The sequence below is a fragment of the Kluyvera genomosp. 3 genome, from assembly GCF_011765685.1.
Taxonomy (GTDB): domain Bacteria; phylum Pseudomonadota; class Gammaproteobacteria; order Enterobacterales; family Enterobacteriaceae; genus Kluyvera; species Kluyvera georgiana_A.
Genome location: NZ_CP050321.1, coordinates 820,062 through 834,269, shown reverse-complemented (window position 1 = coordinate 834,269; position 14,208 = coordinate 820,062). Strand labels below are relative to the sequence as shown.

Sequence of the window (14,208 nt, the reverse complement as noted above, 5' to 3'; positions counted from 1 at the left end):
ACCGCACCTGGCGGTCCCCTCTCCCCCACGGGGAGAGGGTTAGGGTGAGGGGACGTCCCCGCACCTTACTTCAAAACATACCCATACAGCCGACTAATCCCGTCAGCATCCTTCTCGCTGTACACCCCCTGAAGCTCCGGCGAAAAGCCCGGCAGCAGGTTCACGCCCTCTTCCAGCGCCAGGAAATAACGCTGTACCGCACCGCCCCACACTTCCCCCGGCACCACGCACAGCACGCCCGGTGGATACGGCAGCGCGCCTTCAGCGGCAATGCGCCCTTCCGCTTCGCTGATGCGCACCAGCTCAACATTACCGCGAATAAACTCGCTGTTGGCGTCCTGCGGGTTCATCACCACTTGCGGCAAACTCTCTTTGCGGAACATCGCCTTTTGCAGGTCCTTGACGTCAAAGCTGACGTAAAGATTGTGCATCTCCTGACACAGCTCGCGTAGCGTATAGTCACGGTAACGTACCGGATACTTGTTGTAGATAGTCGGCAGCACGTCGGCTAGCGGCGTATCGTCCTCGATATGCTGTTCAAACTGGCCGAGCATTGCCACCAGCTGCGCCATTTTTTCCGGCGTTTCCGCAGGGGTTAGCAGGAACAGGATCGAATTCAGGTCGCATTTCTCCGGCACGATACCGTTCTCACGCAGATAGTGGGCAAGAATCGTCGCCGGAATGCCGAACTCGGTATATTGCCCGGTTTCCGCGTCGATCCCCGGCGTGGTCAGCAGCAATTTGCACGGATCCACGAAGTACTGATCCTGCGCATAGCCCTCGAAACCGTGCCAGCGTGCGCCAGGCGCGAAGCTAAAGAAGCGACGCTCGCTGGCAATCGCTTTGGTTGGGTGATCCTGCCACGGGCGACCATCAACCATGGGCGGGATAAACGGCTGGATCATCTTACAGTTCGCCACAATCGCCTTACGCGCTTCAATCCCCAGCTCGACGCACTCTGCCCACAGACGGCGCCCGCTCTCCCCTTCGTGGATTTTGGCGTTGATATCCAGCGCCGCAAACAGCGGATAAAACGGGCTGGTTGAGGCGTGCAGCATAAAGGCGTTGTTCAGCCGTTTGTGCGGGCAAAAGCGCGCCTGGCCGCGAATATGGTTATCTTTTTTGTGGATCTGCGAGGTCTGCGAGAAGCCCGCCTGCTGTTTGTGTACCGATTGAGTAACGAAAATGCCCGGATCGTTTTCGTTAAGATCCAGCAGCAGCGGCGAGGTGTCGGACATCATATCGATAAACTGTTCATAGCCTACCCATGCGGAGTCAAACAGGATGTAGTCGCAAAGGTGGCCGATTTTATCCACCACCTGACGCGCATTGTAAATAGTGCCGTCATAGGTGCCCAGCTGAATGATCGCCAGGCGGAACGGACGCGCATCATCGGCTTTCTCCGGCGCGGCTTCACGAATCTGTTCGCGCAGGTAACGCTCGTCAAAGCAGTGCTCATCAATGCCGCCGATAAAACCGAACGGATTACGCGCCGCTTCCAGATAGACCGGCGTCGCGCCAGCCTGAATCAACGCACCATGGTGGTTCGATTTGTGGTTATTGCGGTCGAACAGCACCAGGTCGCCGCGGGCCAGCAGAGCATTGGTCACCACCTTATTGGCGGCGGAGGTGCCGTTCAGCACAAAGTAGGTTTTATCGGCGTGGAACACCTTCGCGGCAAACTTCTGCGCGTGCTTGGCAGAGCCTTCGTGAATCAGCAGGTCACCGAGCTTCACGTCGGCGTTGCACATGTCGGCACGAAAGACGTTCTCACCGAAGAAGTCATAAAACTGGCGGCCCGCCGGATGTTTTTTAAAGAACGCGCCGTGCTGATGCCCCGGACAGGCGAAGGTGCTGTTACCCATTTCAACGTACTGAGTCAGGGTATTAAAAAACGGCGGCAGCAGCTCTTCTTCATAGCGACAGGCGGCGGTTTCCAGTTCCAGCCACTCCTGAGCTTTACCGCTGATGACCGCATTTACGCCGTTTGGCACGCTGATATCATCGCTCGTCAGCACGAACACCGGCAGCTTAAATCCGGTGCGTTTGAGTAACGCAAGAATGCCGCTGTGGCTGTCGGCCACGGTAATGACGACTGCTGCCACATCGGTAAAGTCGGTACTATCCAGCGCCACCACGTCACGATGGGTGGAAAGGCGAGAGACCAGTTCACGACTGGCAGCAATGTTCATTGATTTCATAAGCGCAACGACCCACTCAGGGAGAGTAAAAGTCCTGGGCAGAGCATTGGCTCTGCCCCACGAAGCGTCTGGGTGCAACTGGGTTACAGCTCCGACCGCCAGACATCAGTAAAAGCAGACATGGTCTAATCTTACTGTTGTCCTGCAGTGAGCGTGCGTTGGCGTCACCGCATGGTGAGCAAAGAGAATGGGGCAGACCTTCGCGAGTAGGCGAAGCGGCATTGGCGATGTAATGGCAAAGATGTCATTGCAGGCGGCCCCGATTCAGGAAAGGAGAAATTTCGCGCAATCATGGCACCATTCACCAGAGGGTGCAAGACGAAATTTTTATGCACTAATACCACGGAGAAACAAGCACTGAACCGATTAATCAGTCCATAATAATGCAGGACTTATCGATAAGTAACAGGAGTTAACGTGGTAATTGGCCCATTTATTAATGCCGGGGCAGTGCTCGTCGGCGGTTTGATCGGCGCGCTGTTAAGCCAGCGTCTTCCGGAGCGTATTCGCGTCTCCATGACCTCGATCTTCGGCCTCGCCTCGCTGGGTATTGGCCTGCTGCTGGTAATCAAGTGCGCCAATATGCCGGTGATGGTGCTGGCCACACTGATGGGGGCGCTGATCGGTGAGTTTTGCTATCTGGAAAAAGGGATCAATAACGGCGTTTCCTGGATGCAGAAGCGGCTGCTCAAGCCGGGCAAAAGCCGGGAGCATGAAAACGTCATCCAGAGCTTCGTGGCGATTATCGTCTTGTTCTGCGCGAGTGGTACCGGGATTTTTGGCTCGATGCACGAAGGGATGACCGGCGACCCGACCATACTCATCGCCAAGTCGTTTCTCGATTTCTTTACCGCCATGATTTTCGCCTGCTCGCTCGGCTTTGCCGTCTGTGCCATCAGCGTGCCGATGCTGGCCATCCAGCTGACGCTGGCGTTTTGCGCCTTTATGATCCTCCCGCTCACCACCCCTGCAATGATGGCCGATTTCACCGCCGTCGGCGGCCTGCTGCTGCTGGCCACCGGCCTGCGCATCTGCGGAATCAAGATGTTCGCCGTGGTGAATATGCTGCCCGCGCTGCTGCTGGCAATGCCCATTTCTGCCGCCTGGACCGCCTTTTTTGCCTGACGTCGCGTGCAAAATACGCAAGGTGATGATAGATTGTGCAACTCGCCGCAAAATTTATAATTTTCGTTGACGAGGCGAGGCGATTACGGTTTAATGCGCCCCGTTGCCCGGATAGCTCAGTCGGTAGAGCAGGGGATTGAAAATCCCCGTGTCCTTGGTTCGATTCCGAGTCCGGGCACCACTTATTCAGAAAACCCAGCCTATGGCTGGGTTTTTGCTTTCTGGCGTTCCGATAAATTTCCGCTTCCAGAAATAGCTACGCCACCTCATCCAACCCTGACTCAAAGATGCGCTTGCGCAGAGTGGCGATCGTGTTCGACAGCGCTTTTTCCTGCTGGCGAAAATAGGCCTGTGGGTCGGCAAGCGTTGACACCAGCAGCCAGGATTTCTCTTTCTCAAGCGCGAGCATTTCGTCCTGCAGGCTGGCAATTTGCTGCTGCGTGGCGCTGATTTTACGCAGCAGTAGCGTGAGATCGTTCAGCCTTTCGCTCGCCATCATTGGCTCATGCTCGCGCATGAGTCGGGCTAGCAGATTACGAATAGTCGGCAGATCGCCACGTTGTCGGGCCTGATTGAGCTGGGCCATCATCTCGTTAGCTTCCGCCTTCAGCGCATCGTCGACCAGATCCGGGTGACAAAGCTTACTCGCCTGGCGCCACAATCGTTTGAGTTCCTGACGATCCTCCTGCGCCATATTTTCATGATGCTCGCGGCGTTTTTGCGCTTTTTGCTGCTGATCGCGCCAGGTGTCATACTGTTCGCGCGCTTCGTCACGCGCACGTTGTTCGCGGGAATCGTCGTCATGACACATTTCGGCTCGCTTGCGCAGCGAGGCTTCCGCCAGGATCTTTCGCAGCCTCAGCACCTCGGCCATCAGCGGCCCCAGATGCTGCATATAAAGATCGTTAAACTCATCAAGCTGGGTCAGCCTTGCGTTCCTGGCATCAAGCAGCGCCTGTAGCTGGGTTTCCAGCGCTTTTAGCTCCAGTTTGCTGGCCGCAATGCGCGGATCCTGCCAGTGAGTCATCGAGCGCTGGCTTTGCAGCCAGCTGACGATGGCGTTCATCGCCTCACCATAGCGCCGGGACTCCAGCGCCTGAATGATGGCGTCAATCGCCGGATCGTCAATGTCGCCTTTCAGGTGCGAAATCTGACTGGCAATGATCTCATCATCTTCCAGTTCAATGGCATTTTTGATGATTTCCAGCCGCTTGATGGGTTTACTCATGGGGCGTTTGCTCGGCGTCCTGACCGTGGGAATGGATCGCAGAGTAGCACTCGTTCCGGTGCGCCGTCAGCCGCTATGTCATATTATAAGTGACGTTATTTCAGTCGCTTAGATTTTCGATATGAAGTATAGACTTAAGTCGAACTGACGGCGGTTAATATCGTTACTCTGCCAGCGCCTGCCGCAAATCGTCGCGCAAATCATCAACCCCTTCAATGCCCACTGAGAGGCGAATCAGCTGTGGCGTAATGCCGTTGGCGAGTCGCTGCTCCAGCGGGATAGACGCATGGGTCATGCTGAACGGCTGGCTGACCAGGCTTTCCACGCCGCCCAGGCTCTCAGCGAGCGTAAACAGGCGCAACTTTTTGATCACAGCTTCTGCCCGTTCGGCATCGCCTTTTACCACGATCGAGATCATCCCTCCCGGCTGCGCCATCTGGCGGCGGGCGAGCGCATAGTCGGGGTGCGATTCCAGCCATGGGAACCAGACCTTTTCCACCTGCGGCTGCTGCTCAAGCCACTGGGCAAGCGCCAGCGCATTGCTGCTGTGGCGTTCCATGCGCAGCGACAGCGTGCGGATCCCGCGCAGGGTCAGGAAGCTACTGAACGGATCGAGCACCCCGCCAACGGCGTTTTGCAGATAGCCAAGCTGCTCCGCCAGCGTCGGGTTATCGCCCACCACCGCAAGACCGGCGACAACGTCCGAGTGGCCGTTGAGGTATTTGGTGGCGGAATGCACCACAATATCAAAGCCGAAAGCCAGCGGGCGCTGAATAACCGGCGAGGCAAAGGTGTTATCCGCCACGCTGATGAGCTTATGGCGGCGGGCGATGCTGGCGATTGCCTCCAGATCGGCCAGTTTCAGCAAGGGGTTGGTCGGCGTCTCGACCCAAATCATGCGCGTTTCCGGGCGGATAGCCGCTTCCAGCGCCGGGAGCGAACCAGGTTTGACCCAGCTCACCTGCAGCCCTGCGCTGCGCCGACGCACGTTTTCAATCAGCCGGTAGGTTCCACCATACACATCATCGACGGCAACGATATGGCTGTCTTTATCCAGCAGCTCCAGTACCGTTGAGATGGCCGCCAGGCCAGAAGCAAAGGCGTAGCCGCGGCTGCCGCCTTCCAGCTCAGCAATCGCGGTCTCCAGCGCCGTTCGCGTCGGGTTGCCGCTTCGCGAATATTCATAGCCGCTGTGCTGGCCCGGTGCCGGTTGGGCATAGGTTGATGTTGCGTAAATCGGCGGCATCACCGCGCCGTGGCTATCGGTAAAAGTGCCGCTGTGTACGCTTAGAGTGTCGAAAGTTTTCATTATTCATTCCTTATTGTTCAAGACGATTGCGCCAGCTCGTGAGGAGATCGCTACGGGTAATAAGGCCGAGAAAGCGCTCGTTATCCACCACCACGGCCACCTGGCCGCGATCAAAAATCGGTTTCAGCGCGCTCTCAGGCGCGGTGATATCGAGGGTTTCAACCTCCTGCGTCATGGCTTCGCGCACCGGCAAACCAAAGCGTTGGCTGTCGCCCTGCACGTGGCTCAGCAAATCCCACTCATCGACGATTCCCACCACCCTTCCCTCTTCCAGCACCGGGAGCTGTGAGATGTCATACAGGCGCATACGAGCCAGCACGGCGGCCAGGGTATCGTCGGGAGCGGCGGTGACGGTGGCGCCTTCATCGTGGCGTAGGGCAATAAAATCACTCAGATCACCACGCTGTGTGCGGGCCAGCAGGCCCTGCTGGCGCATCCAGTCGTCGTTGAACATTTTCGACAGGTACTTATTGCCGCTGTCGCAGGCAAAGGTCACCACCCGTTTAGGCGTGGTTTGCGCGCGACAGTAGCGCAGCGCCGCCGCCAGCAGCGTGCCGCTTGAAGAGCCCGCCAGAATCCCTTCCACCTGCAGGAGTTCGCGAGCGGTAGTGAAGGCTTCACGATCGCTGATGCGTAATGCCTTACGTACGTTATTGATGTGCGCTAATGGCGGGATAAAATCTTCGCCAATTCCTTCAACCAGCCAGGATCCCGCTTCCTGATAACGGCCGCTTTCGACCTGATCGGCGAGGATCGATCCGGCCGGATCGGCCAGCACAAACTCGGTGTGCGGCGAGTGTTCGGCGAACCATGCCTGCAGGCCGCCCAGCGTACCGCCTGAACCCACGCCAACGACGATGGCATCAATCTGCCCGTCGAGTTGCTGATACAGCTCCGGCGCGGTAGTCGTGGTGTGAGCCAACGGATTGGCGGCGTTATTGAACTGGTCAATGTAAAAAGCGCCGGGGAGCGTTTTCGCCAGCCGCTGCGCGTAGTCCTGATAGTACGCCGGATGCCCCTTGCCAACGTCAGAGCGGGTCAACACCACCTGAGCACCAAGGGCGCGGAGGTGGAAAATCTTCTCGCGGCTCATTTTGTCCGGTACGACAAGGATAAGCTTGTACCCGCGCTGGGCGGCAATCAGCGCCAACCCAAGCCCGGTATTGCCTGCGGTCGCTTCAACAATGGTACCGCCAGGCTGCAGCAGCCCCTGCTTTTGCGCCTCGTCGATCATCGACAGCGCCACCCGGTCCTTGATTGAACCGCCGGGATTCTGGTTTTCCAGTTTCAGAAACAGGCTGCACGGTCCGGTATCCAGCTTATGCAGCTGCAGTACCGGCGTCTGGCCGATAAGTTCGGTGACGGAATGGTAAACGGTCATACGCTTTAATCCTGATATATGAGCAACGACCAGAGTGTAGGACTGTAAAAAATGGATGATAAAGAACCTTTATCTGCTCGTTAGCGCAAATTGGAATATGACCTGCTATTTAGACATGTGGATAGAGAGACGTTTAGTCGTACAGAGGGATTGATGGCTAAAAATGGGGGAATTTGCCGTATTTTCAGCCACCAAAGCGGCTTCAGAATGCGCCTTTTGCCGCATCACAGCTTTCTATTGTTGAACTTTATCTAAGGAGTTCTCGCCGCCGGCTTGGGGTTGCTGGCGAGATGACGCGTTGAGGAACCCGCCGCAAAGGCGGGTTCCTGTCACTGATAAACAAACGTCACGCCAATAATCGACTGTACGTTGCCCGCCGTTACCTGGCCGTGGGTTCGCGCATAGTTGGCGGTCAAGCCAAGGCTCACGGCCGAGGTGCTTACCGTGCCAAGCGATACCGTGCTGTTGGCAGGCACAACGCTACCGTTACGGGTAAGCTGGACGCCAACCCCACTCGCGGGCGAAGCCGATGCGGTGTTGGTGAAAATGGAGTTCGCCGAATCCTCCGTCGTACCCGACAGGTAGTAACTGAGCTTTTGACTCTGCGCACAGTAAACCGTCAGCGGAATGGATGTTGAACCGGGGTAATCCGGCAGCGTCACCGTGACGTCTCGCGCAGAGACGTCACAGCCTCCGGTAGGCACCACCACATTGTTGTTGGCGTAGATATTCCAGACAAACTGGAAATCGTCGTTATTTTTATTGTTGGTCTGGCGAAGGATCAGAACGGCAATAAGCGTTCCGGCGCTAATTGCCACGCCGCCGGCGGAGCTAATCGGCGTCAGATAGAGCATCGTGGGCCAGGGTTTATCGGTTTTCGAGTTGTAAATTAGCCGCGCGGTCTCCGTGGTGGTCGGAAACGGATAGCTGGAGCCGTTGTATTTGACGGTGCCGGAGAAACTGGACAACACGCCACCGTATGCCGAACCCCGTTGCAGCGTAACGTAGTCAGTCATGGTCTCCGGGTAATCGTTATGACAAAAAATCTGCGTCGAAAGATCGACAACCAGGTTTTGCCCCACGTTCACCTCAGGCGCCAGATCCACATACACGTTCGCGCTGCCGCCACCGATAGGGATCGTCGTTCCGCTGGCGGTCCGGCAGGCAAATGACCAGGCATTAAACGACCAACCGGCCATCAGCAGCACCGTCAACACGGTTATCACTCTCTTCATCACGATCGTCTCCTGGTCAGGCGTAGGTATAGGTGACGTTGATCACCGCCTGAATGGTTCCCTGGGTAGCGCCGCCGTTAACCGACAGCGCCCTCACCTGCAGCGGAAAGCGTGCGGACTGCGAGGCCTCATCCACCGTCACCGTTGTCTTCGCGCCGGTATTGAGCGTGTTGCCCGCCGCGTCCTGCAGCTCAAGCTGAATATTTCTGGCCGTTCCCTGATTCTGGTAATAGCCGGTGGCATCTGCCGTGCCGCTAAAGCTGGCGGTGACGCGCGATGTGCCAACCGGACAGTTGCTGAGATCCAGCGCGACGTCATGCCAGGGCGAGGTTGAGCCAGCGGAAAGTAGGTTGAAGGTGTAGAGATCGCCAAGATCAACGTCGGCATTGCGGGTTGATACCGTACACGGCTTCGCCACCACTTTACCGTTGACCGTAATCGTCACATCGGCGGCCCATAGCGCCGAAGAGAAGGCGACCAGCGCGATTGCCGATAGCACACCGCAATAAGCCCATTTCATTGATGCCTCCACTTACTGAAATTCAAGAGTGAACGTCGCCGTGGCGTTAACGTGGCCCGGCGTGACCGGAACCTGCGTGGCCATCAGGCGAGCATAAAAGTTCAGCGTATTGCTCTGACCGGGCTTCAGCGTCGTCCACGGAATAGCGGATGACGTGGCATTCAGCGGCAGCATTGTCTGCTGATCGTTAAGGATCTGCACCCCCATGCCAGCGGCGGCAGCGCTGCCGCCGTCAAGCTTCAACAGGCGGGTATTGTCATTATCCGCCACACCAGTAAACCCAACCTTCACGGCGCTAACCGCGCTGCCGCAAGGTGAGAGAACAATACGAAACGGTATCGCGGGGGTCGTCGCGCCAACGGTACTGAACTGCTTAGCCGCGTTATCCATCAGGTCGACGATAAAGTCCTTCGACTCGCCCGCCACCGCGCAGCCGTTATCTCGTACGTAACCGCTGATGGTGATGGTGCTATCTGCGGCCAGGGCGCTGGCGGCGGATAGCGACAGCAACGCGCTGAGCAGGTAAAAAGGTTTTGTCATCATCATGTCCTTAGCGGCAGGTCGCCGACAGCTGAATCAGCGACTGCTGCTGGCTCTCATCAGGTAACCGATATTCCGCTTCACAGCGCGCATTGGCGCCTTGCCCCCATGCCACCTGCACCTTTCCGGCCAGCGGCATGCCGCTGAGATAAACGAGGCCATTATCAGCCACGATGCTGCCGTTCTGGTTACCGTCCGAGGTGACCATCGCGCCAAACGGCACAGGTTTACCGTTGTGGATTAACGTCATCAGCAACTTCATGCCGACGTGCGCCTTAAACTCCGCGCGGACAATCGCGCCGTGAGTCGGTACGACGTTCACTACCGCATCGTCCAGATCGACGTTATCCGCCAGCGAGTTGGTGTCCAGCGCCACACGGTTTTCCCGGTATTCAGTGGCGTAGGGCAGCACGGCGTAGCCGCGCCAGTCGGTGCGTATCCCGGTCTGATTTTCCACTTTTGTCCCTTTCGCCCCCGGCGCGCTGACCAGCACCACCGTGTCATTGAGAGGCTGGCTCAGCGTGACGCCGTTGGCGTGAGCCAGCACGCCGCCGCTCATGCCGTAGTAAAGCTGCTTAATCCCGTCGCTACGGCTGTAGCCAACGTTGGCATTGCCGTAGCCACCGCGATAGTTCAGCGCGGCATAGCCGGTGCTCCCGCTGCTGCCCTCGCCGCCGCTGGCATAGCCGGTCTGCACGTTGTAACTCAGGTTGTTATCCTCCAGCAGCGTGCCGTACAGCCCTGCGAGGTTGCTCATCCGACCGTTGAGATCGTTGGACATGCTGTAGCTGGCGCTGGCGTGCCGCCAGACGGATTTGCTGTCCGAGCGCAGCCAGTGGCTGAACGGAATGTTGACGTTCACCGCCAGCATCTGGTCACGGGCATCCTGCCAGGCGTTTTTGGTCAGGCTATAGCTCAACGTCCAGTTAATATCGTCCACGGCCATATTCAGCCCGGCCTGGAATTGCTCATCCGCGTTATGAGTGCCCCAGTAGGTTTGCTGGCTGCCGCTCACATAAAGCGTGGCGGTACGCCCCAACTGCTGGGTTACGCTGACCTGCACTTTGCCCCGTTTGCTGTAGGCAAGGTTGTAGTAGTCGGTGAATTTCGGCTTCACATAGACCGGCCCATCTTCCGTCACCACGGAGTACCCGCTCATACGCTGATAGGTGGTATCGGCAAAGCTGAAATATCCGCGCGTAGAGTAGCGGTAGCCCACCAGCTGAATATTGGTACCTAATTCATTAAGCGATTTGTTATAGAGGAAGCGCACCGACTGCCCCTGCTGCCGACTGTCGTCGGGTAGAGTGGCGTTGGCCTGGGTAATGTCCACCGACATCGCGCCCAGGTTGCCCATGTTCTTGCCGACCCCGAAGTTAAACGCGCGATAGCGATCCGCCAGCTGGCTTCCACCATACAGCGTCCATCCCGCCGCCAGCCCGTGCATAAGGGTGCCCTGAAAGAACGTCGGGTCGTCCTGCTGCTCGTTGCCGCTACGGTATTTTCCGGCTGTGAGCGCATAGCGCGTGTGCCCTTCCCTCTGCAGCACCGGGACGGAAGAATACGGTACGGTAAAGGTTTGATTGCTGCCGTCCGCCTCCTTGATCGTGACCTGCAGGTCGCCGCCGTTGCCCGCGGCATAGAGGTCGTTAATGGTGAAGGGGCCAGGCGGCACCGTGCTGTGGTAAATCTCATAGCCGTTTTGCTTGATAGAGACCTGCGCGGTACCGCGCGCTATACCGTGAATAACCGGCGCGAAGCCTTTCTGGCTGTCCGGCAGCATGTTGTCATCGGAAGCCAATTGCGCGCCGCGGAAGTTAATCCCGTCAAAGATATCGCCGTTGGTATAGCTATCACCCAGCGTCAGCCGCGAGCGTAACGCCGTGATATCGCGCTCCAGCCAGGTATTGATATGCTGCCATTTGTTCTCGTTTTGCGAGCCGCTGCTGTGGCTCCAGGTACTGTTGTCACGCAACCGCCATGGGCCGACGTTCAGCCCGCTTTGCAGGTTTAAATAGGCATACTGGCTGCTACCGCCAACCGTGTTCTGCACGCGATTACCGGTGAAGTTGTAGTTCAGCAATCCGGCAGTGATACCGTTATCCCACAGCTCCGGCGGAATATAGCCGCGCGCCTGGTTCCCCATAAAGGCCTGAGGAATGGTCAGGTACAGTCGCTGCTGGCCGACATCCAGACGGATGGTTGCCTCTTTAATCATCTCGGTTAAGGGTACGCAGGCGTCAGCGGCAAGCGCATGCAGCCCGTCGACGGCGGCGACATTCAGCCCCATGCTGGCCAGCTGCCCGCGCGTCAGGCACGGCATCAGCCCATGGCCATCCTCAGGAGCGTTGAAGGTGACATCGCGAGTGGTCATATACCCGTCGTTAAGGTAGATATCTACGCGATAGGTCCCCGGCGGCAGCTCCTGCCCCTTCTCAAAACCGGAAAGATCCGCCACAGCGGCAGGGTCGTCGGCCAGAAAGCGCGGGTTAAAGTAGAGTTCCGCCTGAACGAAAAAGGTCGGTGACGCGAGCAAAATGGCAACCGGAAGCTGCCGCATACGCCAGACCCGCAAACAGGCGAGGTCAAATTTCAGATATGGCATAGTCCCTCCGGTTTCACATCACCCGGCGATCATTTCTTATTCTGTTCAAGGGATGGGGGCAGCCCTGTGGCTTAACGCATCGCGCCTATCATGCGCGGCGTCAGCGCGCCATAGTCATTAATGGTTCTGAAAGTAATTTCACCGCCCGCATCATCCGGTATTTTCACCCGGGCCTCGCCCATCGGCGGCACCAGCGCGTTTTCCAGCACGCGGGTACCAGCGTTAAGCTCGGTAACCGTCAGGTAGTACGGCGTGGGATTGATCAGCGTAAGCGTGCCGGCACTGCGACGGAACGTCAGTTTTTCGACGGCCTGCTCCGGCGGCATCGCCAGTTTTGCCGGGCGATAGTAAAGCTTGATACGGCTGATAATCGCCAGTTGCAGGGTATTGTCGTTGAGCTTAGATTTATCCATCGCCGGAATCGCCTTCACGTTCATCCAGAACAAGCTTTCCCGATCCTGCGGCAGCTGGTTATTGGACGCGTCAAGAATACGCAGCGTGTTCTCTTTTTTCCCCTGCATCGCGAACAGCGGCGGCGTCACCACAAAACGACCATCTTTAACGCCGTCGGCGTTTTCCACCCAGGACTGAATCAGATAAGTGCCGCTCTCGTCGGTATTGGTGACCGCCAGAGGGACCTGCTTTTGCCCTGCCGGATAAATGACCCGGGTCGCCCCCAGCGCCACACCCGCGTGCGCATAATGGCTTACCCCGCTCGCCGCTATCAGCAGCAGCATCGCCAGCGCACCGCGCATCATCATCAACGTTCTTTTCATGTTTACCCTTGTTGTACTCACCGTCATTTCCTGCGTCCGGTTAATTACTGGTAGGTCAAGGCGAACCAGGCCTGCGCATTGGCCGTACCGCCGGTGACCTGACGTGCGGTCGAACGGTATTTCGCCACAAAATGCAGCGTGGTTGGCCCATCGTAGAGTCGCGCCCAGCGCACGGGCGCCTGGTTGAGTGGAATTAATCCGCCCTGGTCATCAAACAGCGCAATGCCAATACCGGTAGCGATGCCCGCCCCCTCTCCCACCGAGAGAACGTTAGGATCTTTACCGTCAGCGACGCCCTGAAACGACACGCCAACGTGCTGGCTGACTGCCGTACTGCAATCTTCAAGATGAATAGCAAAAGCGATCGGATTAGATTCTTCGCCCACCGCATGGAAACGATGGCTGGCCACCTGGCCCATTTTTACCGTCATCAGGCGATCTTCCGCCGCCACGCTGCAGGCTTCGGCGATAACAACGCCCTGAAAACGTAAACCACCACCGGGTAACGTGACGTTCCAGTGGTTGCCAGCATGCGCGACGATCGGCAGCAGAAACATCAGCAGTAACCCTGTCATCCAACGCATGACTATCACCTCCATTCCCTCGTGATGACGGGCCTTCCTGGCCCTCGTGGCGTCCCTGCCGGTTGGATTACTCGTACTGAACTTTGAAGGTCGCGTCGGCGTTCGCGGTACCCGCCGTGGCCGCGCCGGTCGCGTAGTAACGCGCCTGGAACGGAAGCACGTTAGGACCATCGTTCAGAGTGGTCGCGGAGCTAAAGGTCGCGCCATCGAGTGCCAGCGGTTTGCCTTTGTTATCAAGGATCTGGATACCCACGTTGGTGGCGCCGCCCGATGCTGACCCTTGCAGCGCCAGAACGGTGTTGTTGGTGGTATCAACCGCTGTGCCGGAGAAGGCCACAGATGCCTTCGTCGAAACGCTGGTATCGCAGTCGTTCAGTTGGATGTTAAAGCCGACGGCGGAACTGGTGCTGCCCGCAGTCGCCAGTTTGGCCGAACGAACCTGACCCATCTGTACCGTCTGGTCGATAGAACCGGCATCCACGGCGCAGGCCGCGTTAACCACATCGCCTTTAAAATGCACGGTGCCGCCGTTTACCGTCGTCGTGTCCGCCAGCGCTGACGCAGAGGTGAAGGAAAGCGCAGAGATAATTACCAGCGCAACTTTATTAATGCCCATAAATGTACTCCTGATTAATGGAGAATATTATTCTCACTTTGTTAAAAACAGCGCTAAAGGCAGGCAATGAAGGTTCTGCCTGACACGC

Annotated in this window: 12 protein-coding genes and 1 tRNA gene; 2 read left to right on the top strand and 11 right to left on the bottom strand. The window is 57.5% G+C overall.

Going from position 1 to position 14,208, the window contains the following annotated elements; genetic code table 11:
• Positions 1-65: 65 nt before the first annotated feature.
• Complete coding sequence (locus GY169_RS03965; protein ID WP_167575033.1) at positions 66-2,201, bottom strand: ornithine decarboxylase; 2,136 nt, start codon at positions 2,199-2,201, stop codon at positions 66-68.
• Positions 2,202-2,618: 417 nt separating this feature from the next.
• On the opposite strand from GY169_RS03965, the gene GY169_RS03960 reads away from it, so the two are divergent.
• Both GY169_RS03960 and GY169_RS03955 read left to right on the top strand, forming a co-directional pair.
• Positions 2,619-3,326 (top strand): DUF554 domain-containing protein, encoded by a 708-nt coding sequence (locus GY169_RS03960; protein ID WP_167575032.1) that lies wholly within the window; start codon positions 2,619-2,621, stop codon positions 3,324-3,326.
• A gap of 105 nt (positions 3,327-3,431) precedes the next feature.
• Positions 3,432-3,507: transfer RNA gene (locus GY169_RS03955), tRNA-Phe, on the top strand.
• 75 nt (positions 3,508-3,582) lie between these two features.
• Here GY169_RS03955 and GY169_RS03950 read toward each other — a convergent pair.
• From GY169_RS03950 to fimA, 10 genes are all read right to left on the bottom strand, one after another.
• Positions 3,583-4,554, bottom strand: a complete 972-nt coding sequence (locus tag GY169_RS03950) for a J domain-containing protein (protein WP_167575031.1) — start codon at positions 4,552-4,554, stop codon at positions 3,583-3,585.
• A 163-nt stretch (positions 4,555-4,717) separates the two neighbouring features.
• Positions 4,718-5,863 carry a trans-sulfuration enzyme family protein gene (locus tag GY169_RS03945; protein ID WP_167575030.1) on the bottom strand — a complete coding sequence of 382 codons (1,146 nt, stop codon included), beginning with the start codon at positions 5,861-5,863 and terminating at the stop codon, positions 4,718-4,720.
• Positions 5,864-5,873: 10 nt separating this feature from the next.
• Positions 5,874-7,244 carry a pyridoxal-phosphate dependent enzyme gene (locus GY169_RS03940; protein ID WP_163449230.1) on the bottom strand — a complete coding sequence of 457 codons (1,371 nt, stop codon included), beginning with the start codon at positions 7,242-7,244 and terminating at the stop codon, positions 5,874-5,876.
• Between the two features lie 329 nt (positions 7,245-7,573).
• Complete coding sequence (locus GY169_RS03935; protein WP_167575029.1) at positions 7,574-8,479, bottom strand: fimbrial protein; 906 nt, start codon at positions 8,477-8,479, stop codon at positions 7,574-7,576.
• Between the two features lie 16 nt (positions 8,480-8,495).
• Positions 8,496-8,999 carry a fimbrial protein gene (locus GY169_RS03930; protein WP_163449232.1) on the bottom strand — a complete coding sequence of 168 codons (504 nt, stop codon included), beginning with the start codon at positions 8,997-8,999 and terminating at the stop codon, positions 8,496-8,498.
• A gap of 12 nt (positions 9,000-9,011) precedes the next feature.
• On the bottom strand, positions 9,012-9,542 hold the full coding sequence (locus GY169_RS03925; RefSeq protein WP_163449233.1) for a fimbrial protein: 531 nt from the start codon (positions 9,540-9,542) through the stop codon (positions 9,012-9,014).
• A 7-nt stretch (positions 9,543-9,549) separates the two neighbouring features.
• Complete coding sequence (locus GY169_RS03920) at positions 9,550-12,099, bottom strand: fimbrial biogenesis usher protein (protein ID WP_223882166.1); 2,550 nt, start codon at positions 12,097-12,099, stop codon at positions 9,550-9,552.
• A 116-nt stretch (positions 12,100-12,215) separates the two neighbouring features.
• Positions 12,216-12,905 carry a fimbria/pilus periplasmic chaperone gene (locus GY169_RS03915; protein WP_411908120.1) on the bottom strand — a complete coding sequence of 230 codons (690 nt, stop codon included), beginning with the start codon at positions 12,903-12,905 and terminating at the stop codon, positions 12,216-12,218.
• Positions 12,906-12,964: 59 nt separating this feature from the next.
• Positions 12,965-13,495 (bottom strand): fimbrial protein, encoded by a 531-nt coding sequence (locus GY169_RS03910; protein ID WP_411908119.1) that lies wholly within the window; start codon positions 13,493-13,495, stop codon positions 12,965-12,967.
• A gap of 76 nt (positions 13,496-13,571) precedes the next feature.
• A complete protein-coding gene (fimA, locus tag GY169_RS03905; protein ID WP_167575027.1) occupies positions 13,572-14,120 on the bottom strand; it encodes a type 1 fimbrial major subunit FimA in 549 nt (182 codons plus the stop codon).
• Positions 14,121-14,208: the final 88 nt, after the last annotated feature.